This is a genomic window from Pseudomonas sp. REP124, assembly GCF_020164475.1.
Taxonomy (GTDB): Bacteria; Pseudomonadota; Gammaproteobacteria; order Pseudomonadales; family Pseudomonadaceae; genus Aquipseudomonas.
Genome location: NZ_JAIQWX010000099.1, coordinates 1 through 24156, shown reverse-complemented (window position 1 = coordinate 24156; position 24156 = coordinate 1). Strand labels below are relative to the sequence as shown.

Annotated in this window: 27 protein-coding genes; 17 read left to right on the top strand and 10 right to left on the bottom strand. The window is 62.0% G+C overall.

From position 1 onward, the window contains the following. The first annotated feature begins 110 nt into the window (after positions 1-110). From metX to K9857_RS21170, 6 genes are read left to right on the top strand one after another with little or no spacing between them, the layout of a single operon-like run. Entirely contained in the window at positions 111-1250 is a 1140-nt protein-coding gene (gene metX, locus K9857_RS21195) for a homoserine O-succinyltransferase MetX (RefSeq protein WP_224538977.1), read from the top strand. Positions 1251-1257: 7 nt separating this feature from the next. Next, positions 1258-1878 (top strand): methionine biosynthesis protein MetW, encoded by a 621-nt coding sequence (metW, locus tag K9857_RS21190; protein WP_175376685.1) that lies wholly within the window; start codon positions 1258-1260, stop codon positions 1876-1878. 26 nt (positions 1879-1904) lie between these two features. After that, positions 1905-2339, top strand: coding sequence for a DUF4426 domain-containing protein (locus K9857_RS21185; RefSeq protein WP_224538975.1), 435 nt, complete (start codon positions 1905-1907; stop codon positions 2337-2339). Next, positions 2336-2932, top strand: a complete 597-nt coding sequence (rdgB, locus tag K9857_RS21180) for an RdgB/HAM1 family non-canonical purine NTP pyrophosphatase (protein WP_224538973.1) — start codon at positions 2336-2338, stop codon at positions 2930-2932. Before K9857_RS21185 ends, rdgB begins: the two co-directional genes overlap by 4 nt. Further along, positions 2929-4134 (top strand): radical SAM family heme chaperone HemW, encoded by a 1206-nt coding sequence (gene hemW / locus K9857_RS21175; RefSeq protein ID WP_224538971.1) that lies wholly within the window; start codon positions 2929-2931, stop codon positions 4132-4134. Before rdgB ends, hemW begins: the two co-directional genes overlap by 4 nt. Before the next feature lie 9 nt (positions 4135-4143). Further along, positions 4144-4467: a DUF3392 domain-containing protein gene (locus tag K9857_RS21170; RefSeq protein WP_007975393.1), complete on the top strand. Its 324-nt coding sequence runs from the start codon at positions 4144-4146 to the stop codon at positions 4465-4467. Positions 4468-4590: 123 nt separating this feature from the next. Here K9857_RS21170 and trmB read toward each other — a convergent pair whose 3' ends face one another. From trmB to K9857_RS21150, 4 genes are all read right to left on the bottom strand, one after another. Beyond that, a complete protein-coding gene (gene trmB / locus K9857_RS21165) occupies positions 4591-5316 on the bottom strand; it encodes a tRNA (guanosine(46)-N7)-methyltransferase TrmB (protein WP_224538969.1) in 726 nt (241 codons plus the stop codon). 9 nt (positions 5317-5325) lie between these two features. Continuing rightward, a complete protein-coding gene (locus tag K9857_RS21160) occupies positions 5326-6120 on the bottom strand; it encodes a thiazole synthase (RefSeq protein ID WP_224538968.1) in 795 nt (264 codons plus the stop codon). A 72-nt stretch (positions 6121-6192) separates the two neighbouring features. Then, a complete protein-coding gene (gene thiS, locus K9857_RS21155; RefSeq protein WP_054044430.1) occupies positions 6193-6393 on the bottom strand; it encodes a sulfur carrier protein ThiS in 201 nt (66 codons plus the stop codon). A 71-nt stretch (positions 6394-6464) separates the two neighbouring features. After that, a complete protein-coding gene (locus K9857_RS21150; RefSeq protein WP_224538966.1) occupies positions 6465-6845 on the bottom strand; it encodes a DUF423 domain-containing protein in 381 nt (126 codons plus the stop codon). Between the two features lie 75 nt (positions 6846-6920). Between K9857_RS21150 and mtgA the strand changes: the two genes are divergently transcribed. After that, positions 6921-7643 (top strand): monofunctional biosynthetic peptidoglycan transglycosylase, encoded by a 723-nt coding sequence (gene mtgA, locus K9857_RS21145; RefSeq protein WP_224538981.1) that lies wholly within the window; start codon positions 6921-6923, stop codon positions 7641-7643. Between the two features lie 186 nt (positions 7644-7829). Here mtgA and rpoH read toward each other — a convergent pair whose 3' ends face one another. From rpoH to ftsY, 4 genes are all read right to left on the bottom strand, one after another. Next, a complete protein-coding gene (rpoH, locus tag K9857_RS21140; protein WP_110965350.1) occupies positions 7830-8684 on the bottom strand; it encodes an RNA polymerase sigma factor RpoH in 855 nt (284 codons plus the stop codon). Positions 8685-8796: 112 nt separating this feature from the next. Continuing rightward, positions 8797-9819 carry a permease-like cell division protein FtsX gene (gene ftsX / locus K9857_RS21135; protein ID WP_224538964.1) on the bottom strand — a complete coding sequence of 341 codons (1023 nt, stop codon included), beginning with the start codon at positions 9817-9819 and terminating at the stop codon, positions 8797-8799. Then, complete coding sequence (ftsE, locus tag K9857_RS21130) at positions 9816-10487, bottom strand: cell division ATP-binding protein FtsE (protein WP_175376693.1); 672 nt, start codon at positions 10485-10487, stop codon at positions 9816-9818. The genes ftsX and ftsE overlap by 4 nt, the downstream gene beginning before the upstream one ends. After that, positions 10484-11977 carry a signal recognition particle-docking protein FtsY gene (ftsY, locus tag K9857_RS21125; RefSeq protein ID WP_224538962.1) on the bottom strand — a complete coding sequence of 498 codons (1494 nt, stop codon included), beginning with the start codon at positions 11975-11977 and terminating at the stop codon, positions 10484-10486. Before ftsY ends, ftsE begins: the two co-directional genes overlap by 4 nt. Before the next feature lie 343 nt (positions 11978-12320). Here ftsY and K9857_RS21120 point away from each other — a divergent pair, with 343 nt between their 5' ends. The 5 genes from K9857_RS21120 (at position 12321) to K9857_RS21100 (ending at position 17663) form a co-directional block, all read left to right on the top strand. Further along, positions 12321-13676, top strand: coding sequence for a M16 family metallopeptidase (locus K9857_RS21120; RefSeq protein ID WP_224538960.1), 1356 nt, complete (start codon positions 12321-12323; stop codon positions 13674-13676). Beyond that, positions 13669-15159, top strand: a complete 1491-nt coding sequence (locus K9857_RS21115) for a M16 family metallopeptidase (protein WP_224538957.1) — start codon at positions 13669-13671, stop codon at positions 15157-15159. The genes K9857_RS21120 and K9857_RS21115 overlap by 8 nt, the downstream gene beginning before the upstream one ends. Then, on the top strand, positions 15159-15770 hold the full coding sequence (rsmD, locus tag K9857_RS21110; protein WP_224538955.1) for a 16S rRNA (guanine(966)-N(2))-methyltransferase RsmD: 612 nt from the start codon (positions 15159-15161) through the stop codon (positions 15768-15770). The genes K9857_RS21115 and rsmD overlap by 1 nt, the downstream gene beginning before the upstream one ends. 63 nt (positions 15771-15833) lie before the next feature. Beyond that, positions 15834-16832: a hydrolase gene (locus tag K9857_RS21105; protein WP_224538953.1), complete on the top strand. Its 999-nt coding sequence runs from the start codon at positions 15834-15836 to the stop codon at positions 16830-16832. 3 nt (positions 16833-16835) lie between these two features. Then, positions 16836-17663 (top strand): AraC family transcriptional regulator, encoded by an 828-nt coding sequence (locus K9857_RS21100; protein ID WP_224538951.1) that lies wholly within the window; start codon positions 16836-16838, stop codon positions 17661-17663. 18 nt (positions 17664-17681) lie between these two features. Here the strand turns inward: K9857_RS21100 and K9857_RS21095 are convergent, their stop codons facing one another. Both K9857_RS21095 and K9857_RS21090 read right to left on the bottom strand, forming a co-directional pair. Continuing rightward, positions 17682-18536 (bottom strand): sulfurtransferase, encoded by an 855-nt coding sequence (locus tag K9857_RS21095; RefSeq protein WP_224538949.1) that lies wholly within the window; start codon positions 18534-18536, stop codon positions 17682-17684. Positions 18537-18581: 45 nt separating this feature from the next. Beyond that, complete coding sequence (locus tag K9857_RS21090) at positions 18582-19256, bottom strand: TetR/AcrR family transcriptional regulator (RefSeq protein WP_224538948.1); 675 nt, start codon at positions 19254-19256, stop codon at positions 18582-18584. A 146-nt stretch (positions 19257-19402) separates the two neighbouring features. Between K9857_RS21090 and K9857_RS21085 the strand changes: the two genes are divergently transcribed. The 5 genes from K9857_RS21085 to K9857_RS21065 all read left to right on the top strand — a co-directional run bounded on the left by K9857_RS21085 (position 19403) and on the right by K9857_RS21065 (position 24127). Continuing rightward, positions 19403-20833, top strand: coding sequence for a coniferyl aldehyde dehydrogenase (locus K9857_RS21085; RefSeq protein WP_224538945.1), 1431 nt, complete (start codon positions 19403-19405; stop codon positions 20831-20833). A gap of 28 nt (positions 20834-20861) precedes the next feature. Further along, positions 20862-21407 carry a twin-arginine translocation pathway signal protein gene (locus tag K9857_RS21080; protein ID WP_224538979.1) on the top strand — a complete coding sequence of 182 codons (546 nt, stop codon included), beginning with the start codon at positions 20862-20864 and terminating at the stop codon, positions 21405-21407. Positions 21408-21540: 133 nt separating this feature from the next. Next, positions 21541-23136 carry a GMC family oxidoreductase gene (locus K9857_RS21075; protein WP_224538942.1) on the top strand — a complete coding sequence of 532 codons (1596 nt, stop codon included), beginning with the start codon at positions 21541-21543 and terminating at the stop codon, positions 23134-23136. 115 nt (positions 23137-23251) lie between these two features. Continuing rightward, on the top strand, positions 23252-23731 hold the full coding sequence (gene coaD, locus K9857_RS21070; protein WP_085723843.1) for a pantetheine-phosphate adenylyltransferase: 480 nt from the start codon (positions 23252-23254) through the stop codon (positions 23729-23731). A gap of 144 nt (positions 23732-23875) precedes the next feature. Further along, positions 23876-24127, top strand: a complete 252-nt coding sequence (locus K9857_RS21065) for a YfhL family 4Fe-4S dicluster ferredoxin (RefSeq protein ID WP_003195146.1) — start codon at positions 23876-23878, stop codon at positions 24125-24127. The last annotated feature ends 29 nt before the right edge of the window (positions 24128-24156 follow it).

The following is a 24156-nucleotide window of genomic DNA, read 5'->3' as shown; positions in this document are numbered from 1 at the left end:
CCGCGAATGCAACACCTCGATCCAACTGTAGAAAATCAGGCCCGGCCTTTGCTTGCCGCTAACCCCAGCGGTCTTTAGACTTACGCCTCATTTCAACGAGAGCAGGGTCGATGCCAGCTGCCTTTCCCCCCGATTCTGTTGGTCTGGTGACGCCGCAAGTGGCGCACTTCAGCGATCCCTTGGCATTGGCCTGCGGTCGCTCCCTCCCGGCCTACGACCTGATTTACGAAACCTACGGCACGCTGAACGCCACGGCGAGCAACGCCGTGCTGATCTGCCACGCGCTGTCGGGCCACCACCACGCTGCCGGCTACCACAGCCCCGATGACCGCAAGCCCGGTTGGTGGGACAGCTGCATCGGCCCGGGCAAGCCGATCGACACCAACAAGTTCTTCGTGGTCAGCCTGAACAACCTCGGTGGCTGCAACGGCTCCACCGGCCCCAGCAGCATCAACCCGGAGACCGGCAAGCCATTCGGCGCCGACTTCCCGGTGCTGACCGTGGAAGACTGGGTGCACAGCCAGGCGCGTCTGGCCGATCGCCTGGGCATCGCTCAATTCGCCGCAGTGATCGGCGGCAGCCTGGGCGGCATGCAGGCGATGCAATGGAGCATGACCTACCCCGACCGCATCCGACACTGCCTGGCCATCGCCTCGGCGCCCAAGCTGTCGGCGCAGAACATCGCCTTCAACGAAGTGGCGCGCCAGGCGATCCTCACCGATCCCGAGTTCCACGGCGGCTCGTTCCAGGAACAGGGCGTGATCCCCAAGCGCGGGCTGATGCTGGCGCGGATGGTCGGGCACATCACCTACCTGTCCGACGACTCCATGGGCGAGAAATTCGGCCGTGGCCTCAAGAGCGAGAAGCTCAACTACGACTTCCACAGCGTCGAGTTCCAGGTCGAAAGCTACCTGCGTTATCAGGGTGAAGAGTTCTCCGGGCGTTTCGACGCCAACACCTACCTGTTGATGACCAAAGCCCTGGACTACTTCGATCCAGCGGCGAACTTCGACGACGACCTGGCCAAGACCTTCGCCAACGCCACCGCCAAGTTCTGCGTGATGTCGTTCACCACCGACTGGCGCTTCTCCCCGGCCCGCTCGCGGGAACTGGTGGACGCGCTGATGGCGGCGCGCAAGGACGTCTGCTACCTGGAAATCGACGCACCACAGGGCCACGACGCCTTCCTGATTCCGATCCCGCGCTACTTGCAGGCATTCGGTAATTACATGAACCGAATTACCTTGTGAGATAGCCATGAGAGCTGATCTGGAAATCATCCAGGAATGGATCCCCGCCGGCAGCCGCGTGCTCGACCTGGGTTGCGGCGACGGCGAACTGCTGACCTGGCTGCGCGACAACAAGCAGGTCACCGGTTATGGCCTGGAGAACGACGCCGACAACATCGCCGAGTGCATGGCCAAGGGCATCAACGTCATCGAGCAGGACCTGGACAAGGGCCTGGGCAACTTCGCCAGCAACAGTTTCGACATCGTGGTCATGACCCAGGCGCTGCAAGCGGTGCACTACCCGGACAAGATCCTCGACGAAATGCTGCGGGTCGGTCGCCAGTGCATCATCACCTTCCCCAACTTCGGTCATTGGCGCTGCCGCTGGTACCTGGCGAGCAAGGGCCGGATGCCGGTTTCCGAGTTCCTGCCTTACACCTGGTACAACACGCCGAACATTCACTTCTGCACCTTCGCGGACTTTGAAGCCTTGTGCCGCGAACGTGAAGCGAAGGTCATTGATCGGCTGGCAGTGGATCAACAGCATCGCCACGGGTGGGCCAGCAAGCTATGGCCTAATCTGTTAGGTGAGATCGGCATTTACCGCGTCAGCAGCCCGGGGCTCACAGACCACAAGGTCGCGGTCTGAACCACCCTATTTCGAGGAGAACGATCATGGGTCGTCTAGCGCTGTTCGTACTAACTGCTTGCCTGAGCGTCACGGCCATGGCCGCTGACGCGATCAAAAGTGATCGCCAGGAAAAATTCGGCGACACCACGGTGCATTACAACACCTTCAATTCCACCTTCCTGACGCCGGAAGTCGCCAAGGCCGCGGAACTCACCCGCAGCAAGAACCAGGGCGTGATCAACATTTCGGTGATCAAGGACGGCAAGCCGCAGATGGCTCAGGTCAGCGGCACGGTCAAAGACCTGACCAGCCAGAGCGTGCCTCTGAACTTCAGGCAGATCACCGAGCAGGGCGCGATCTACTACATCGCCCAGTACCCGGTTCCGCAGCAGGAAACCCGCACCTTCGAGATCAAGGTGCAGAACGGTGACAAAATCAACACCATCAACTTCAACCAAGAGCTCTTTCCCGGCGAATGATCAACTTCACCCAACTCGTGCTGGCCAGCCACAACGCCGGCAAACTCAAGGAACTACAGGCCATGCTCGGCCAGTCGGTGCAACTGCGCTCGATCGGCGAGTTCAGCAAGATCGAGCCTGAAGAGACCGGTCTGTCGTTCGTCGAGAACGCCATACTCAAGGCCCGCAATGCCGCGCGCATTTCCGGCTTGCCGGCACTGGCCGACGATTCGGGTCTGGCGGTGGACTTCCTCGGCGGCGCACCGGGCATCTACTCGGCGCGTTATGCCGACGGCAAGGGCGATGCGGCGAACAACGCCAAGCTGCTCGACGTCCTGAAGGACGTGCCGCAGGAAGAACGCGGCGCACAGTTCGTCTGCGTGCTCGCGCTGGTGCGTCACGCCGATGATCCGTTGCCGATCCTCTGCGAAGGCCTGTGGCACGGTCGCATCCTGACCCAGGCCAGCGGCGAACACGGTTTCGGCTACGACCCGCTGTTCTGGGTACCGGAGCGCGATTGCTCCAGCGCCGAGCTGAGCCCGGCCGACAAGAACCAGATCAGCCACCGCGCCCGTGCAATGGATCTGCTGCGCCAGCGTCTGGGCTTGAAATGACCCGTGAATCATCCGCGTCGCCGCTGATCTACGGTGGCGACGCCCCATCACCTCGGGCGGCCCTGCCAGTGCTGCCGCCCCTGGCGCTGTACATCCACATCCCGTGGTGCGTGCGCAAATGCCCTTATTGCGACTTCAACTCCCACACCGCCAGCCCCGAGCTGCCGGAAGAGGAGTACGTGGACGCGCTGCTGGCTGACCTCGATCAGGACCTGCACGCCGTTTACGGGCGCGAACTCAGCTCGATCTTCTTTGGTGGCGGCACGCCGAGCCTGTTCAGCGCCCAAGCCTTGGGCCGCCTGCTAAAAGGCGTCGAGCAGCGCATTCCGTTTGCCCACGACATCGAGATCACTCTGGAGGCCAATCCGGGTACCTTCGAGCAGGACAAGTTCGTGGCTTACCGGGCGCTGGGCATCAATCGCCTGTCGATCGGCATCCAGAGCTTCCAGCAGGAAAAGCTCAAGGCGCTGGGGCGGATTCATAACGGCGACGAAGCGGTACGAGCCGCCGGTATGGCGCGTCAGGCCGGGTTCGACAACTTCAACCTGGACCTGATGCACGGCTTGCCCGATCAGTCCCTGGATGACGCCCTGAATGACCTGCGCACCGCCATCGCCCTGAAACCGACCCACCTGTCCTGGTATCAGCTGACCCTGGAGCCGAACACGGTGTTCTGGAACCAGCCGCCGACGCTGCCGGAAGACGACACGCTGTGGGACATTCAGGAAGCCGGGCAAGCGCTGCTGGCCGAACACGGTTACGTGCAATACGAAGTTTCCGCCTACGCCCACCCCGGTAGGGCGGCGCGGCATAACCTCAATTACTGGAGCTTTGGCGACTTCATCGGCATCGGTGCCGGCGCCCACGGCAAGCTCAGTCATCCGGACGGGCGTATCGTGCGCACCTGGAAGACCCGCCTGCCGAAGGATTACCTGAACCCGGCAAAAAGCTTCAAGGCTGGCGAAAAGGCGTTGGCCAATGATGAAATGCCGTTCGAGTTCCTGATGAACGCCTTGCGCCTGACTCAAGGCGTCGAAGCGCAGCTTTATCCGGAACGCACCGGCATGCCCCTGGATAGCCTCGCCGAAAGCCGCCGCGACGCCGAACAAAGCGGCCTGTTGCAGGTCGAACCGTCACGTCTGGTGGCCACCGAGCGCGGACAGCTATTCCTCAACGACTTGCTGCAGAAATTTCTGACATAAGGACTTCGAATGGATTTGGTACTCGACCTGCTCGCCACCGTGTCTCGCTGGAGCCGCAGCAACCTCTCGGAAATCGCCTTGGCCCTGGTGGGTTGCCTGCTGGTGCTGTTCGGCGCGGATTTCAAAGGCTGGGTCGAACAACGCCTGGGCAGCATCGCCGGCGCCCTGCGCGTCCCGCTGATGGCCCTGCTGTGCATGATCGGCAGCGGCGCCGCCCTGATCTACGCCACGCCCTGGGTCGTGCGCGGGCTGAGCCAGTTCAACAACTACAGCCTGGCGCCGGTGTTGTTGGTGGTGTTGGTGCTTATCGGCGTCGTAGCTGACCGCCGCTGATCCCAAACACCCCAAAAAACTGTAGGAGCGAGGCTTGCCCGCGAAGAACGATAACGCGGTGTATCAGTTACACCGCAGCGTTCTCTTCGCGGGCAAGCCTCGCTCCTACAGATTGGGCGTTGCTTAGGACTGCTTTTCGAACTTCAGATCCCAAACCCCATGCCCAAGACGCTCACCACGGCGTTCGAACTTGGTGATCGGGCGTTCGGCCGGGCGCGGTACGCACTTGCCGTCTTCGGCGAGGTTGCGATAACCCGGTGCGACATTCATCACTTCCAGCATGTACTCGGCGTACGGCTCCCAGTCGGTAGCCATGTGCAGAACACCGCCGACCTTCAGCTTGCTGCGCACCAGTTCGGCGAACGAAGCCTGCACGATGCGGCGCTTGTGGTGACGACTCTTGTGCCACGGGTCCGGGAAGAACAGCATCAGGCGATCGAGGCTGTTGTCGGCGACGCAACGGTTAAGCACTTCGATCGCATCGCAATCGTAGACCCGCAGATTGGTCAGGCCCTGAGTCAGCACGCCATTGAGCAGCGCACCGACACCCGGACGGTGAACTTCGACACCGATGAAATCCTGCTCCGGCGAGGCCGCCGCCATTTCCAGCAGCGAATGGCCCATGCCGAAACCGATTTCCAGCGAGCGCGGTGCCGAGCGGCCGAATACCTGGTCGTAATCCACCGGCGCATCGGCCAGCGGCAGCACGAACAGCGGCGTGCCCTGATCCAGGCCACGTTGCTGGCCTTCGGTCATGCGCCCGGCGCGCATCACGAAACTCTTGATGCGGCGGTGTTGGCGCTCGTCGCCTTCTTCCGTCTGGATAGGCGTGTCGTTCGATTCAGTCATCAATGGCTCTTACTTGATCAGACCATCCAGCGGCGAAGAGGCGCTGGCATAGAGTTTTCTCGGCATGCGGCCGGCGAGGTAGGCCAGGCGGCCCGCGACGATCGCGTGTTTCATGGCTTCGGCCATCATCACCGGCTGTTGCGCGTGGGCGATGGCGGAGTTCATCAGCACGGCTTCGCAACCCAGCTCCATGGCGATGGTGGCATCGGAAGCGGTGCCGACACCGGCATCCACCAGCACAGGAATCTTGGCTTCTTCGAGGATGATCTGCAGGTTGTACGGGTTGCAGATCCCCAGACCCGAACCGATCAGACCGGCCAGCGGCATGACCGCGATGCAGCCGATTTCCGCCAGTTGACGGGCGATGATCGGGTCATCGCTGGTGTAGACCATCACGTCGAAGCCTTCCTTGACCAGAGTCTCGGCGGCCTTGAGGGTTTCGATCACGTTGGGGAACAGGGTCTTCTGGTCCGCCAGCACTTCCAGTTTCACCAGGTTGTGGCCATCGAGCAGCTCACGGGCCAGGCGGCAGGTGCGCACAGCTTCGACAGCGTCATAGCAACCGGCGGTATTCGGCAGGAAAGTGTAGCGATCCGGTGACAGCACTTCGAGCAGGTTCGGCTCGCCCTCGATCTGGCCCAGGTTGGTGCGACGCACGGCGAAGGTGACGATCTCGGCACCCGACGCCTCGATGGCCTGGCGGGTTTCTTCCATGTCACGGTATTTGCCGGTACCGACCAGCAGACGCGACTGGTAAGTACGACCGGCCAGAACGAAAGGCTTGTCGCTACGAACGATGCTCATGGGAAATCCTCTGTAGGGGTGAGGTTCTTGCAGAATGCTTGGTGCTGAGGCCGCAGGCCTTTTGCCGGATGACTAGCCGCCGCCGATGGCGTGCACCACTTCGACCGAGTCGCCATCGTTGAGCGTGGTGTCTGCGTGCTGACTGCGCGGAACGATATCCAGATTGAGTTCGACCGCCACCCGGCGTCCGGTCAGATCCAGACGGGTCAGCAGGGCCGCAACGGTTTCACCGTCGGGCAGTTCAAGGGATTCACCGTTCAACTGAATGCGCATGCCAAATGCCGCCATCATTTTAAAGGGCTGGCATTCTAGCCCGATCGTGACCTAAAGGTCAGCAATAAGCGTCAGGCGGTCAGCGGCAAGCGCCAGGCGGCGAGGCCCAGGCAGAGCCAGCCCGCAAGGAAGCACAGGCCGCCGAAAGGCGTGATGATCCCCAGCTTGCTGATGCCGGTCAGGGTCAGCACATACAGGCTGCCGGAGAACAGCAGGATGCCGATGGCAAAGGATGCGCCGGCCCATGTCACCAGGCGCCCCGGGATCTGCGTGGCCAGCAGCGCGACGCCCAGCAGCGCCAGGGTGTGCACCAGTTGATAGGTGACGCCGGTGTGGAAAATCGCCAGGTACTCGGCGCTCAGGCGGTTTTTCAGGCCGTGGGCGGCAAAGGCCCCAAGGCCGACACCGGTGAAACCGAAGAAAGCGGCCAGCATCAGAAAGCCACGCAGCATGAAGAACTCCAGTCAGACTCGATCAACAGGGTCTGTATAATGGCCCGCTTCAACGGGTTCGGCCAAGCCATCTCTATGCTGCGTATCTATTTCCGTCGTTTCACCAAGGCCGTGCTCTGGTTCATGGCTGGCAGCGTATTGCTGGTGCTGATCTTTCGCTTCGTGCCACCGCCGGGCACGGCGCTGATGGTCGAGCGCAAAATCGAATCCTGGATCGATGGCGAACCCATCGACCTGCAGCGTACCTGGAAGCCCTGGGAAGAGATCTCGGACGATCTGAAAGTCGCGGTGATTGCCGGCGAAGACCAGAAATTTCCCGAGCATTGGGGTTTTGATATCGGTGCGATCCGCGCTGCGCTGGCCCATAACGAGTTGGGTGGTTCGGTTCGCGGGGCCAGTACGCTGAGTCAGCAAGTCTCGAAGAACCTGTTTTTGTGGTCCGGTCGCAGCTGGCTGCGCAAGGGCCTGGAAGCCTGGTTTACCGCGCTGATCGAGGTTTTGTGGCCCAAGCAGCGGATTCTCGAGGTCTACCTGAACAGCGCCGAGTGGGATGATGGGGTGTTTGGCGCGGAAGCGGCGGCGCGGCATCACTTCGGTACCAGCGCCAAGAATCTCAGTCGGCAGCAGGCGAGTCTGCTGGCGGCAGTGTTACCGAACCCGAGGGTGTGGAGCGCGAGCCATCCGACCAGCTATGTCGCGCGGCGTGCGGGGTGGATTCGGCGGCAGATGAGTCAGCTGGGCGGGGATAGTTATCTGTTAGGGCTCAATGATTCGCGTCGGGCGCCGTGGTCTCAATAACCGCGATCGCCCACTGTGGGAGCGAGCCTGCTCGCGATTGCGGTGGATCATCCAACATCTCTAGCGCCTGACCCGACGCAATCGCGAGCAGGCTCGCTCCCACAAGGGTCGGCTTCGGCAGAAAACAGGCACAAACAAAAACGCCCCGATCAATGATCGAGGCGTTTTTTATTGCCATCCCACCGCTTACGCGGCAATCGACAACTTGAGCTTGTTCATCGCGCTTTTCTCAAGCTGACGAATACGCTCGGCCGACACGTTGTACTTCTGCGCCAGGTCGTGCAGCGTGGCTTTTTCTTCTGCCAGCCAGCGCTGGTAGAGGATGTCACGACTGCGGTCGTCCAGCACTTCCAACGCTTCGTGCAGGTTGTGGTTGGAGTTGTCGCTCCAGTCGGCATCTTCCAGTTGACGGGCCGGGTCGTACCGGTGGTCTTCCAGGTAGTTGGCCGGCGATTGGAAAGCGCTGTCATCGTCGGCTTCGGCAGCCGGGTCGAAAGCCATGTCATGGCCGGTCAGGCGACTTTCCATCTCGCGAACTTCCCGCGGCTCGACGCCGAGGCTTTCGGCCACGCGATGCACTTCTTCATTGTTCAGCCACGCCAGACGCTTCTTCTGGCTGCGCAGGTTGAAGAACAGCTTGCGCTGGGCCTTGGTGGTGGCCACTTTCACGATGCGCCAGTTGCGCAGGATGAATTCGTGGATTTCTGCCTTGATCCAGTGCACGGCGAACGAAACCAGACGCACGCCCATTTCCGGGTTGAAACGCTTCACGGCCTTCATCAGGCCGACGTTGCCTTCCTGGATCAGGTCAGCCTGAGCCAGACCGTAGCCGGAATAGCTACGGGCGATATGTACGACAAAACGCAAGTGGGCGAGCACCATCTGCCGAGCCGCCTCAAGATCCTGCTCATAATAGAGACTCTCGGCCAGTTCACGCTCCTGCTCCGGCGACAGCAATGGAATGCTGTTGACGGTGTGCACATAGGCCTCCAGGTTCGCACCCGGGACCAGAGCATATGCAGGTTGCAAAGAATTGGTCATACGAAAAAACCTCCGACTTACAAACTCGTGCCGTTAAGCACTGCCAGAATTGACCGGAAACCGAAGAACAAGTTCCCATAAAAAATGAAAGGTCAATACGAGCAAAATGACATTACTTGGGTGCAAGCTCCCGCAAATGGCGAGCGACTGCAATCCATGCACCGATATACCCCAACAGTACCGCGCCAAGCAAGAGAGACAGACCGTCGGCGACCGGCACGCCGGCCAGCGCAAAATCACTGCCGTACAAACCGGCCAGCCCCACTACCGCATCGTTCAGCCAGTCAAGGCCGAACGCCAATACGCCCCAGGAAAGAATCCCCGCACCAAAGCCATACAGCGCGCCCATATAGAGGAAGGGCCTGCGCACATAGCTGTCAGTGCCGCCGACGAGTTTAATCACTTCTATCTCTGTGCGGCGGTTTTCAATATGAAGACGAATGGTATTGCCTATCACCAAAAGTAATGCGGAAACCAGAAGCACGGTCAGACCGAAGACAAATCGGTCGCCCAGCTTGAGGATGGCTGCCAGACGCTCGACCCAGACTAGATCAAGCTGCGCCTGCTGTACCTTGGGCAATTCGGAAAGTTGTTGTCTTAATGCTTCAAGCGTCGACTTGTCGACCTCCTTCGGCGTCACCAGCACCACGCCGGGCAGCGGGTTTTCCGGCAACTCCTTGAGTGCATCACCCAGACCGGACTGCTGCTGGAACTCTTCCAACGCCTGATCGCGACCCACGTACTCCGCGTCGGCCACGCCGGGCATGCCCTTGATCTGCTCGCGCAGCGCTTCGCCTTCCGTCGGGCTGGCTTCGAGTTGCAGGTACAGGGAAATCTGCGCCGCACGCTGCCAGGAACCGCCGAGACGCTCGACGTTGCTCAGCAAAAGTGACAGCCCCATGGGCAAACTCAGGGCCACCGCCATCACCATGCAGGTGAAAAAGCTGCCGATGGGCTGCTTGCCCAGGCGACGCAGGCTATCCGCCATGCTGGCGCGATGGCTTTCGATCCAGGCGCGGAACAGCGTGGCGAAGTCCGGGCCGTCATCGTCGTCGTGTTTTTTCTTGGCTGGCTGCGGATCGGCGGCCTTGGGGGCCACTCGCTCGGAAACCTTTGGACTGCGTGTCGCACTCATACCCCGGCCTCCCCGTCGCCGATCAATCGACCGCGCTGCAAGGTCAGCATGCGGTGGCGCATACGCGCAATCAGTGCCAGGTCGTGACTGGCGATCAGCACGCTGGTGCCCAGGCGGTTGATGTCTTCGAACACGCCCATGATTTCCGCCGCCAGACGCGGGTCGAGGTTACCGGTCGGTTCGTCCGCCAGCAGCAATGCCGGGCGGTGAACGATGGCGCGGGCGATGCCGACGCGCTGTTGCTGGCCGGTGGACAGATCGCCGGGATACAGATCGGCTTTATCCGACAACGCAACGCGCTCCAGGGCCGAATCCACGCGCTTGGCGACTTCGACCTTGGACAGGCCGAGAATCTGCAAAGGCAGTGCGACGTTGTTGAACACGGTGCGATCGAACAGCAACTGGTGGTTCTGGAACACCACGCCGATCTGCCGGCGCAGGAACGGAATCTGCGCATTGCTGATGGTGCTCAGGTCCTGCCCGGCGAGCAGCAGCTTGCCGCTGGTCGGGCGCTCCATGGCCAGCAGCAGCCGCAACAGGGTGCTTTTACCGGCGCCGGAATGGCCGGTGACAAACAGAAACTCGCCACGACGGACTCGAAAGCTCAGCTCATGCAAGCCGACGTGACCGTTCGGATAGCGCTTACCGACCTGTTCGAAACGAATCATGAACGCTCCCGCTCGGCAAACAGTGCCTGGACAAAGGGTTCAGCTTCAAAAGTGCGCAAATCGTCGATGCCTTCACCGACGCCGATATAGCGGATCGGCAAGCCGAACTGCTTGGCCAGGGCAAAAATCACCCCGCCCTTGGCGGTGCCGTCGAGTTTGGTCAGCGCCAGGCCCGTCAACTCGACGGTCTGGTTGAATTGCTTGGCCTGGTTGATGGCGTTCTGGCCGGTACCGGCGTCGAGCACCAGCAGCACCTCGTGCGGCGCGTCGGCGTCGAGCTTGCCGATCACCCGGCGAACTTTCTTCAGCTCTTCCATCAGGTTGTCTTTGGTGTGCAGACGACCAGCGGTGTCGGCGATCAGCACATCGATGCCACGGGCCTTGGCGGCCTGCACGGCGTCGAAGATCACCGAAGCCGAATCGGCGCCGGTGTGCTGGGCGATGACCGGGATCTTGTTGCGCTCGCCCCAGACCTGCAATTGCTCCACCGCCGCAGCGCGGAAGGTGTCGCCGGCGGCCAGCATGACTTTCTTGCCTTCCAGCTGCAGCTTCTTCGCCAGCTTGCCGATGGTGGTGGTCTTGCCGGCGCCGTTGACGCCGACGACCAGAATCACGAACGGCTTGTTCCGCGAATGGATTTTCAGCGGTTGCTCGACAGGCTTGAGCATTGCCGCCAGCTCGCCCTGCAAGGATTTGTACAGCGCATCGGAATCGGCGAGTTCTTTACGTGCGACCTTCTGGGTCAGGCGCTGGATGATCACCGAGGTGGCCTCGACACCAACGTCAGCGGTCAGCAGGCGGGTTTCGAGATCATCGAGCAGCTCGTCATCGATGGCTTTCTTGCCCAGGAACAGGCTGGCCATGCCTTCGCCGATGCTGGCGCTGGTCTTGGACAGGCCCTGCTTGAGGCGGGCAAAGAAACCGGTCTTGGCTTCTTCGACGCGCGGTGGCTCGGCCGGTTTTTCGACAGGCGCTTCGACGGGAGCGATAGGGGCAGCGGCTACGGGCGCAGGCGCTTGGACGACCGGCGCTGGCGGGGCCACGAAGGCAGGAACGACAGGCTCGGGAGCAACAAGAACAGGCTCGGCCTGGACAACCGGCGCTGCGACCGGCGCCTGGACAGGCTCAGGTGCAAACGCGCTCGGCGCGGGAATCGGCGGGGTAACGTGCGGCGCCTGTTCATCTTCCACCAGTGCCACCGGCTCTTCCGCCACCGGCAAGGTCAACCATGGCTCGGAAGCTGGCGTCAAAGGCTGTTCGACGGCAACGGCAGGCTCTGCCTCGACCACCGGCTGGAGCACCGGCTCTGCGATCGGCAATACCACCGGTGCCGGTTCTGCTGCTTCTACAACCGGCGCGGGAGCCGGCTCAGGGATTGGCTGTGGCTGTTCGACGACGGGTTCCTGCGGCTTTTTGCGCAGCCATCCGAACAGGCTTTTTTTCTCGCCAGCCGCAGCTGGGGTCTTCTTGTCGTCGTTGGAACCAAACATGGAGGACGGCTATCTCACGGTAGCGACGCGCCAAGGGGCGCCCCGGTAATAAATATTCGATGCAGAACAGACTGCGATTGATCGAGCTTGTTCACGCGCAACATTTTGTCGAGGTGCTGATCGGCGCCTCAAGGAATCGATTTCTCAATGGACTAAAGCAGCAAAATCGGCGAAAAAGCAGAAACCGGTTGATAAATATCCACCTTTCGTCGCAAACCCATTCAACCTGATCAAGCATAAAGGCCTGATAGGCGTGGCCGCCGCTAAAACGGATCAGTATCCTAGCACCCTCTCGCCCGCAGACGCTAAGACCAAGCGGGCAGCCCAACAGGTTTAAAAACGAATGAATGCTCTAGCCCGCCGCGCCGCAGGCCTGCTGCTCAGCACAGTTTGTCTGCCCCTCTCGGCCCTGGCTGCCGATCCGCAACCCACCCACGAATTTACCCTCGACAACGGCTTGAAGGTCGTCGTGCGCGAAGACCATCGCGCGCCGGTGGTGGTTTCCCAGGTCTGGTACAAGGTCGGGTCCAGCTACGAGACGCCGGGTCAGACCGGTTTGTCCCACGCCCTGGAACACATGATGTTCAAGGGCAGCGAGAAAGTCGGCCCCGGCGAAGCCTCGCTGATCCTGCGCGACCTCGGCGCCGAAGAGAACGCCTTCACCAGCGATGACTTCACCGCCTATTACCAGGTGCTGGCCCGCGACCGCCTGGGCGTGGCCTTCGAACTGGAAGCCGACCGCATGGCCAGCCTGCGCCTGCCGCCTGACGAGTTCGCCCGCGAGATCGAAGTGATCAAGGAAGAACGCCGCCTGCGCACCGACGATAAGCCGATGTCCAAGGCCTACGAGCGCTTCAAGGCCATGGCCTACCCCGCCAGCGGCTACCACACGCCGACCATCGGCTGGATGGCGGACCTGGACCGCATGAAAGTCGAAGAACTGCGTCACTGGTACGAATCCTGGTACGTGCCGAACAACGCCACGCTGGTGGTGGTCGGCGACGTGACCCCGGACGAAGTCAAAGCCCTGGCCCAACGCTACTTCGGCCCGATCGCCAGACGCGACGTGCCGCCGGCGAAGATCCCGCTGGAACTGGCCGAACCCGGCGAGCGCCAGATCACCCTGCACGTGAAGACCCAGTTGCCTAGCCTGATGCTGGCTTTCAACGTGCCTAGCATCGCCACCGCCGAGGACAAGCGCTCGGTAAACGCCCTGCGCCTGATCTCGGCCCTGCTCGACGGCGGCTACAGCGCGCGCATCCCGACGCAACTGGAACGCGGCGAGGAGCTGGTGTCCGGCGGCTCGTCGAGCTACGACGCCTACACCCGCGGCGACAGCCTGTTCACCCTGTCGGCCACGCCCAACAGCCAGAAGAAAAAGACCATGGCCCAGGCCGAAGCCGGTTTGTGGAAGCTGCTCGAACAGCTGAAAACCACCGCGCCGTCCGCCGAAGAACTCGAGCGTGTACGCGCCCAGGTCATCGCCGGCCTGGTTTACGAGCGTGACTCGATCACAAGCCAGGCCACCGCCATCGGCCAGCTGGAGACCGTCGGCCTGTCCTGGAAACTGATGGACACCGAACTCGCCGACCTGGAAAGCGTGACCCCGCAAGACATCCAGAACGCCGCCAAGCTGTATTTCACCCGCGAACGTCTCAGCGTCGCCCATGTACTGCCGGAGGAGACGCCTCATGAGTGATCACAAGAAACCGCGCCGCGCCCTGATCGGCCTGGTCGCCGTGGCCCTGATCGGCTCGGCTGCCTTCTACTTCACCAAGACCGGTGACACCGTCGCCAGCGAAGCCCTGGACAAGGCCAAGGCCAGCCAGAAGCTGCAATCGCTGGCCGAACTCAACGGCAAGGCGCCAAGCCACCGCAAGCTCGACGTGCAGACCTGGAACACCGCCGAAGACGCCAAGGTGCTGTTCGTCGAAGCCCGTGAGCTGCCGATGTTCGACATGCGCCTGATCTTCGCCGCCGGCAGCAGCCAGGACGGCGACGCTCCAGGCCTGGCCCTGCTGACCAACGCCATGCTCAACGAAGGCGTGGCCGGCAAGGATGTCAGCGCCATCGCCCAGGGTTTTGAAGGCCTGGGTGCCGACTTCGGCAACGGTGCCTACAAGGACATGGCGGTGGCGTCGCTGCGCAGTCTGAGTGCCGCGGACAAACGCGAACCGGCGCTCAAGCTGTTCGCTGAAGTCGTCGGCAAACCGACCTTCCCCGAAGACTCCTTCGCCCGCATCAAGAACCAGATGCTCGCCGGCTTCGAATACCAGAAGCAGAACCCCGGCAAACTGGCCAGCCTGGAGCTGATGAACCGGCTGTATGGCGATCATCCGTACGCCCACGCCAGCGATGGAACGGCCAAAAGCGTTCCGGTCATCACTCTGGCGCAACTGCGGGCGTTCCACCAGAAAGCCTATGCCGCCGGCAACGTGGTGATCGCGCTGGTTGGCGACCTGTCCCGTGCCGAGGCCGAAGCCATTGCCGCCCAGGTTTCCGCCGCGCTGCCAAAAGGCCCGGCCCTGGCGAAAATCGCGCAACCGGCCGAACCCAAGGCCAGCATCGGCCACATCGAGTTCCCGTCCAAGCAGACCAACCTGATGCTCGCGCAACTGGGCATCGACCGTGACGATCCGGATTACGCGGCGCTATCCATGGGCAACCAGATCCTTGGCGGCGGCGGTTTCGGTACGCGCCTGATGAGCGAAGTGCGCGAAAAGCGTGGCCTGGCTTATGGCGTGTATTCGGGCTTCACCCCGATGCAGGCGCGCGGCCCGTTCATGATCAACCTGCAGACCCGCGCCGAGATGAGCGAAGGCACCCTCAAGCTGGTGCAGGACGTGCTCGCCGACTACCTCAAGACCGGCCCGACCCAGAAAGAACTCGACGACGCCAAGCGTGAACTGGCCGGCAGCTTCCCGCTGTCCACCGCCAGTAACGCCGATATCGTCGGCCAGCTGGGTGCGATCGGCTTCTACAATCTGTCATTGAGTCATCTGGAAGACTTCATGCAGCAGTCGCAGAACCTGACCGTCGAACAGGTCAGAGATGCACTGAACAAACACTTGAGCACGGACAAAATGGTCATCGTCAGCGCTGGCCCGACCGTGCCGCAAAAGCCGTTACCGGCCCCATCTGATAAACCTGCCGAGCAACCGCTCGGGGTTCCGGAGCATTAATGGCTACTCGTGCGAAAAAACCTGCTCAAAACGTGCACAACGGTGTGAACCAGTTGCGCATCATCGGCGGCGAATGGCGCAGTCGCAAACTCAGCTTCCCTGACGCCCCGGGCCTGCGCCCGACGCCGGATCGGGTGCGTGAAACCCTGTTCAACTGGCTCGCGCCTTACGTGCCGGGTGCCAAGGTGTTCGACCCGTTCACCGGCAGCGGCGCACTGTTTCTTGAAGCCTTGTCCCGTGGCGCCGCCATGGGTCAGGCGCTGGATGCCAGCAGCCTCGCGGTATCCGCCCTGAAGGAGCACCTGGGCACCCTGCGCTGCACCACCGGCCAGGTGCAGACCGCCGACGCCCTGCGTTATCTGGAAACCCAGACCGCCACGGCTTATGACCTGGTGTTCCTCGACCCGCCGTTCAACCAGAACCTGCTGCCCGCCGTTTGCACGCTGCTCGAAGAGCGCCAGTGGCTGGCCGACGATGCCTGGATCTACACCGAAAGCGAAACCGCGCCGTCGACGCTTGGCCTGCCAGGCAACTGGCGCCTGCACCGGGAGCAAAAATCCGGGCGGGTCTATTATTCGTTGTGGCAACGTATGGCAGAGATCGCCGGCTGATCGGCCGGACTGTACAAGGCGCGCACCTCGATCCGGGTGCGCGTTGCTGCTTCGAGAATGACCGTGTCCCATCCGTCTGAACGCTTCACCCCCGCCTTCGGCCTCGGCAACCCGCACTTGCAGACCTTGTGGGGACCGCTGTGGCGCAAAACCACCCATATCGAGCGCGAACGCGAGCGCCTGTGGCTCGAAGACGGCGACTTCCTCGACCTCGACTGGCACGGCCCGCACAGCGCCGAAGCGCCTTTGGTGCTGGTGCTGCACGGGCTCACCGGCTCGTCGAACTCGCCTTATGTGGCCGGAATGCAGAAAGCCTTGGGCGATCTCGGCTGGGCCAGCGTCGCGCTGAACTGGCGCGGCTGTTCCGGCGAACCCAACCTGCTGCCCCGCAGCTACCATTCCGGCGCCAGCGAAGACCTGGCCGAAACCATCAGCCACCTGCGGGCCAAACGGCCACTGGCGCCGCTGTACGCGGTGGGTTATTCGCTGGGCGGCAACGTCCTGCTCAAGCACCTGGGCGAAACCGGCAGCGACAGTGGCGTGCTCGGCGCCGTGGCGGTATCGGTGCCGTTTCGCCTCGACGAATGCGCCGACCGCATCGGTCAGGGCTTTTCCAAGGTCTATCAGGCGCACTTCATGCGCGAGATGCTGGCCTACATCAAGAACAAGCAGCGCCAGTTCCAGCATGACGGTCGTGAAGATGGCCTGGCGGCATTGGCGGCCCTGGGCTCGCTGGAGAACATGCGCACCTTCTGGGATTTCGACGGCCGGGTGACGGCGCCGTTGAACGGTTTCCTCGATGCCAAGGACTACTATCGCCGGGCGTCGAGCCGCTACTTCCTGGGGGAAATCCGCACACCGACGCTGATCATTCAGTCCGCCGACGACCCATTCGTGTTTCCCCACAGCCTGCCGCAAGCCGAAGAGCTGTCGCCCTCCACGCAATTCGAATTGCAGGCAAGAGGCGGGCATGTGGGATTCGTCGACGGTTCGGTCAGGCAGCCGGGTTACTACCTTGAGCGGCGGATTCCGCAATGGCTCAGCTCTGTAGGTCTGACATAGGTCATGGACGTCAATCAGGGCGAGTCGATCCACTTCTGGCAAACCGCGCCATTGGCCGGGATCGAACTGCTGTCGGCGCGCTACATCGACCACCGCTTCGCGCCTCATGTGCACGACGGCTACGTGATCGGCATGATCATGGCTGGCGCCCAGCGTTACCGCTATCGCGGTGCCGAGCATCTGGCGGGCAGCGGCACCCTGGTGCTGATCAACCCCGATGAGCTGCACACCGGCCACAAGGGCACGGAAGACGGCTGGCTGTATCGGGCGTTTTATCCGGACAGCCAGCAGATCACCTCACTGCTGGCCGAACTTGAACTGCCGACCCATCACCTGCCGATGTTCGGCGCCACGCTCTACCGCGACCCGGACCTGGTGAGCGGCTTCTGCCAATTGCATCGGCTGCTGGAAAGCCCGGCCACCGCCCTGCAACAGCAGACCGCCTGGCGTGAACTGACGCTGTCACTGCTGCAGCGTCATGCGGCGGTTGGCGAAGCCGGCAAGCCGGGCAAGGAACACCGGGCGGTGACCCGGGCCAAGGAGCTGTTGCACGCACAACTGGCGGCGCCGCCCTCGCTGGAAGAACTGGCGGCGGCGGTCAATCTGTCGCCCTTCCATTTCGCCCGCGTATTCCGCCGCGCCACCGGCATGCCGCCCCACACCTGGTTGATGCAGCAGCGCATCGCCCGCGCGCGGACCTTGTTACAAGGAGGGTGTTTGCCGCTGGAAGTCGCCATGCAGCTGGGATTTGCCGACCAGAGTCACCTGAGCCGGCAGTTCAAGCAGGTGTACGGAGTGGGGCCGGGAGCCTATCGCAGCGCCCGGCTTTAGAAACGAAATCTTGAAAAATTACTCGCCCGTCGCGATCCCGCGCGCCGGATCATTGATCCACTCACTCCACGACCCCGCATACAACGCCCCCAACGGATAACCCGCCAGGCACAGCGCGAACAGGTTGTGGCAGGCCGTCACGCCGGAACCGCAGTACGCCACCAGATCATCCGGTGAACGCCCCGCCAGCTTCTGAGCGAAACGCTGCTTGAGCTGATCGGCCGGCAGGAAGTGCCCGTCGGCGCCCAGGTTATCGGTGAACGCCGCGCATTGCGCGCCGGGAATATGCCCGGCCACCGGGTCGATCGGCTCGACTTCACCCTTGAAACGCGGCAAGGCACGGGCGTCGATCAGGGTCAGTTCCGGTCGACTCAGGCGTTTCTGCAATTGCTTGGCACTGAGCAACAGCGAGTTGTCCGGGGTTCCGCTGAAGCTGCCGCGCTCGATCGTCGGCGCATCGAGACTCAACGGCAGACCTGCCGCATGCCAGGCCTTGAGCCCGCCATCGAGGATGAACACCCCCTCGCGCTTGCCCAGCCACGCCAGCACCCACCAGGCCCGCGCCGCGTAGGCACCGGGGCCGTCGTCGTACAAAACCACTTCGCTGTCGTTGTCGATGCCCCAGGCCTGCAGGCGCTCGATCAGCTCGGCCGGCTCCGGCAACGGGTGGCGGCCGGTCACTCCCTTGACCACCTTCCCGCTCAGATCCCGCTCCAGATCGGCAAAGCTCGCCCCGGCGATATGGCCTTCGGCATAGCTGCGCTGACCATAGTCCGGGTCTTCGAGGGCAAAACGACAATCGAGAATCACCAGCCCCGGCTGGTCCTTTTTCAGGTCCAACGCTTGCGGGCTGATCAACTGCGCAATGGGCATAACGGGCTCCTGTGAATAAACCGGGTCTGGATGCTACTTCACTTTTTAACGCGAGACTTCTTCCAGCGCCTGCGCCAGCGGCACGTAAAACTCTTCGAACAGCGCATTGACCTCATCGCGGGCCTGATCGGTCACGAACCCGGCCTCCAGCACCAGTACCTGATACACGCCGCGTTTGATCGCCTGCTCGCTGAGGTGGCTGGAGTTTTCCCGGGTGGTGCACAGAAAGCGCACCCAGGAGGTGAGGATGATCCAGGCATTGAGGGTCAGGGATTCTATCTGCACCTTGTCCATGGTCAGGATGCCGGCGGCGACGAAGCCTTTGTAGATGGCGCCGCCCTGAATCAGACAGCGCTGGGAGAAGCGCCGATACCGCGCGGCCAACTCGCTGTCGCTGTCGAGCAGGTGTTCGAGGTCGCGATGCAGGAACCGGTAGCGCCACATCGCCGAGAGCAGTTCCTTGAGGTAGAAGCGCTTGTCCTCGACCGTGGCCGCCCGCCCCTGAGGCGGACGCAGGAAGCTGTCCACCAGCGTTTCGTACTCGCTGAACAGCACGGCGATGATCGCCTGCTTGTTGGGGAAGTGGTAGTACAGGTTGCCCGGAGAAATCTCCATGTGGGCTGCAATGTGGTTGGTACTGATGCTGCGCTCGCCCTGTTGATTGAACAGCTCAAGGCTGTTCTGCACGATGCGCTCGCTGGTTTTTATTCGTGGGGCCATGGCTTGAGCTTAAATTCAGAGTGCGTTGACGGGCATCTTACGACCTATCCGGAAATGGATAAAACAAAGCTGCGCCAGTATGTCATTTGACTTTGTAGAGCATAGACTCTAAAAAGTGCTTCATTACAATAAATACGGAGCCGACCATGACTGCTGAAATTTCCTACCTGCAAGATCTGCAGCAACCGCTGGCGGAGCTCCAGGCACAGTTCGATGCGCAGCGCGCCGCCTATGCCGCCAACCCGATGCCGCCCGCCGCCCAGCGCCTGCAATGGCTGAAAGCACTGCGTGATCTGCTCGACAGCGAACGCCAGGCCTTGATCGATGCGATCAGCCAGGATTTCAGCAATCGCAGCGCCGATGAAACCCTGCTCGCCGAACTGATGCCAAGCCTGCACAACATTCACTACGCCAGCCGCCACCTCAAGCGCTGGATGCGCCCGTCAAAGCGCAAGGTCGGCGTGGCTTTTCAGCCGGCCTCGGCCAAGGTGGTTTACCAGCCGCTGGGCGTGGTCGGGGTGATCGTGCCGTGGAACTACCCGCTGTATCTCGCCATCGGTCCGCTGGTGGGCGCGCTGTCGGCGGGCAACCGGGTGATGCTCAAGCTCAGCGAATCGACTCCCGCCACGGGCTTGCTGATGAAGCAGTTGCTGGCGCGTATCTTCCCCGAAGACCTGGTGTGCGTGGTGCTGGGTGAGGCCGATATCGGCGTCGCATTCTCCAGGCTGCGTTTCGATCACCTGCTGTTCACCGGCGCCACCAGCATCGGTAAGCACGTGATGCGCGCGGCAGCCGAGAACCTGACCCCCGTCACCCTGGAACTGGGTGGCAAGTCCCCGGCCATCGTCTCCCGCGACGTGCCGCTCAAGGACGCCGCCGAACGCATCGCTTTTGGCAAGACCCTCAATGCGGGCCAGACCTGCGTCGCCCCGGACTACGTGCTAGTGCCGGACGAGCGCATCGGTGAGTTCGTCGAAGCGTATCGCCAGGCAGTTCGCGGCTTTTATCCGACACTGGCGGACAACCCGGACTACACCGCCATCATCAATGACCGACAACTGACGCGGCTCAACGGCTACCTCAGCGATGCGACCAGCAAGGGCGCGCTGCTGATTCCGCTGTTCGATCAGGGTCAGGGACGCCGCATGGGGCATAGCCTGCTGCTCAATGTCACCGACGAGATGACGGTGATGCAGGACGAAATCTTCGGCCCGCTGCTGCCGATCGTGCCGTACAGCGACCTCGATCAGGCTTTTGCCTACATCAACCAGCGCCCTCGCCCACTGGCGCTGTATTACTTCGGCTACGACAAGCGCGAACAGCAGCGCGTGCTGCACGAGACCCATTCCGGCGGCGTGTGCCTGAACGACACCCTGCTTCACGTCGCCCAGGACGACATGCCTTTCGGCGGCATCGGCGCTTCGGGCATGGGCCACTACCACGGTCACGAAGGTTTCCTGACCTTCAGCAAGGCCAAGGGCGTGCTGATTAAACAGCGCTTCAACGCGGCGAAACTGATTTATCCGCCCTACGGCAAATCCATTCAGAAGCTGATCCAGAAGCTGTTCATTCGCTAACGCTCGACGCCAACGGATAACAACAATGATGGACCAAAGCCTGTCCAATACTCCCGCGCTGTCACGGCGCGGCCTGCTCAAGTTCAGCCTGGGCGCCAGCGCCTTTCTTGCCACCGCCGGGTTGGGCGCGAGTCTGAGCGGTTGTTCGTCGAGCATTCCGGAAAGTGGTTTCGCGGCGTTGCGCGGCGGTGACCTGCTGTTCCTGCGCGCGCTGATCCCGGTGATGCTCGACGGCGCGGTGAGCGCCGAACACATGCCCGCCGCCGTCGACGGCACCTTGAAAAGCCTGGACTACAACCTCGATCACCTGTCGCCGGAAATGCTCAAGCTGACTCGGCAACTGTTCGATGTGCTGGGGATGGCCGTGACCCGCGGGCCGTTGACCGGGATCTGGGGCAGTTGGGAAAACGCTAGCGCCGACGCTATCCGACACTTCCTCGATCGCTGGGAAAACAGTTCGTTGAGTTTGTTGCGCATGGGGCATAGCTCGTTGGTGCAACTGGTGATGATGGCCTGGTATGGGCGCAGGGAGTCGTGGGTGCATTGCGGGTATCCCGGGCCTCCTACTGTTTAAGACCGAGTCGCTCTGTTCGCGGGCAAGCCTCGCTCCTACAGGGGTTTGTGTATTCCTTGTAGGAGCGAGGCTTGCCCGCGAAGACGTCAGCCGCCCCAACCACATATTCAAAGAATAAGAAGAGATCCCGAAGATGCCCGTACCCGACCCGTTCCGCGAAGGCATGGCCCGTGGCTGGAAAACCCATGACGGCTCACAACTCACAGAGGACCTGACCCTCGAAGCGGATGTGGCGATCATCGGCAGCGGCGCCGGCGGCGGGACCACGGCGGAAATCCTCAGTGCGGCCGGCTACAAAGTGCTGCTGATCGAAGAAGGCCCACTCAAGACCAGCAGCGATTTCAAGCTGCTCGAAGACCAGGCCTACGCCAGCCTTTATCAGGAAGGCATCGGCCGCATGAGCAAGGACGGCGCGATCACCATCCTCCAGGGCCGGGCCGTGGGCGGCACCACGCTGATCAATTGGACCTCGAGCTTTCGCACGCCGCAGCAGACCCTGGAACACTGGGCCAAAGAGCACGACGTCAAAGGCCACAGCCCCACGGACATGGCGCCGTGGTTCGAAAAAATGGAGCAGCGCCTGGGCGTCGCCCCCTGGCTGGTCCCGCCCAACGCCAACAACGACGTGATCCGCAAGGGCTGCGAACAGCTCGGCTACAACTGGCATGTCATCCCGCGCAATGTGCGTGGCTGCTGGAACCTGGGCTACTGCGGCATGGGTTGCCCAACCAACGCCAAGCAATCAATGATGGTCACGACCATTCCGGCCACGCTGGAAAAAGGCGGCGAGCTGCTTTACCTGGCCCGTGCCGAGAAACTGCTGATCGCCGGCGACAAGGTCACCGGACTGCAATGCATGGCCATGGATGCACGTTGCGTCGAGCCTACCGGTCGCAAAGTTACGGTCAAGGCACGCCACTACGTCCTGGCTGGCGGCGGGATCAACAGCCCGGCGCTATTGCTGCGCTCCGACGCGCCAGACCCGCACAAACGGCTGGGCAAACGGACGTTCCTGCATGTGGTGAACATGTCCGCCGGACAGTTCGACGAGGTGATCAACCCGTTCTACGGCGCGCCGCAGTCCATCTACTCCGATTACTTCCAGTGGAAGGACGGCACCACCGGCCCGATCGGCTACAAACTCGAGGTTCCACCGCTGCACCCGGCGCTGGCCGCGACGCTGCTCGGCGGTTTCGGCCAGGAGAACGCGCAGCACATGGCCAACCTGCCGCACACCCACGCCATGCTCGCCTTGCTGCGCGACGGCTTTCATCCGGACAGCCCCGGCGGCAGCGTCGAGCTGCGCGGCGACGGCTCGCCGGTACTCGATTACCAGGTTTCACCTTATGTCTGGGACGGTTTGCGCCGGGCTTTCCACAGCATGGCCGAGATCCAGTTCGCCGGTGGCGCCAGGGCGGTGATGCCGATGCACGCGGATGCCGGTTACGTGAAAACCCTGGGCGAGGCGCGCAAATTGATCGACGGGCTCAGCCTTGAGCTGTACCGCACAAAGCTTGGCAGCGCCCATGTGATGGGTGGCTGCGCCATGGGTGAGGACCCGAAGAACGCCGTGGCAGACAGCCTCGGCCGGCATCATCAGCTGGGCAACCTGTCGATTCACGACGGCTCGCTGTTCCCCACCAGCATTGGCGCAAACCCGCAATTGTCGGTCTACGGACTGACGGCGCAACTGGCGACTTCCCTGGCCGAACGTTTAAAAAACCCGTGAAAACGACGAACATTCCCATCGTCTATAGTGCTTTCTTACCCAACAGTCGACTTTCCCGACCGGTAAGGCTGCGATACCATCCGACTCCCCAACGCACTCCCGCCAGGACGCCGCGATGAACCGAGTGTTGTACCCAGGTACCTTCGACCCTATTACCAAGGGCCATGGCGATCTGGTCGAACGCGCCTCGCGCCTGTTCGATCACGTGATCATTGCCGTCGCCGCCAGTCCCAAGAAAAACCCGTTGTTCCCATTGGAACAGCGCGTTGAACTGGCCCGCGAGGTCACCAAACATCTGCCGAACGTTGAAGTCGTCGGCTTCTCGACCCTGCTGGCGCATTTCGCCAAGGAGCAGAACGCCAACGTGTTCCTGCGTGGTCTGCGCGCGGTGTCGGACTTCGAATACGAATTCCAGCTGGCCAACATGAACCGGCAACTGGCCCCGGACGTGGAAAGCCTGTTCCTCACGCCGTCCGAGCGTTATTCGTTCATTTCCTCGACGCTGGTCCGCGAAATCGCAGCCTTGGGCGGCGATATCACCAAGTTCGTCCACCCTGCGGTGGCGGACGCGCTGAAAGAACGCTTCAAGAAGTAATCCCGCAAATGCAGGGGCTGCCGGCTCGTAAAGCGCGGCAGCCGCTCGTCTGTCGCCGGCAAGCTGGCTCCCGCAGCGCCAATGCGGCACAATTGCGCGCATTGATTTATTGCGCCCGGGCCTGCCGCCCTGGCTGGAGTTAGCATGTCCCTGATCATCACCGACGATTGCATCAACTGCGACGTCTGCGAACCCGAATGCCCGAACGCCGCCATTTCCCAAGGCGAAGAGATCTACGTGATCGACCCGAACCTGTGTACACAGTGCGTCGGCCACTACGACGAACCGCAGTGCCAACAGGTCTGCCCGGTGGATTGCATCCCGCTGGACGAGGCTCATCCGGAGACTGAAGAGCAGTTGATGGAGAAGTACCGGAAGATTACCGGGAAGGCTTGATACATCTGGCGTCTGAAAAGGCGCCTTCG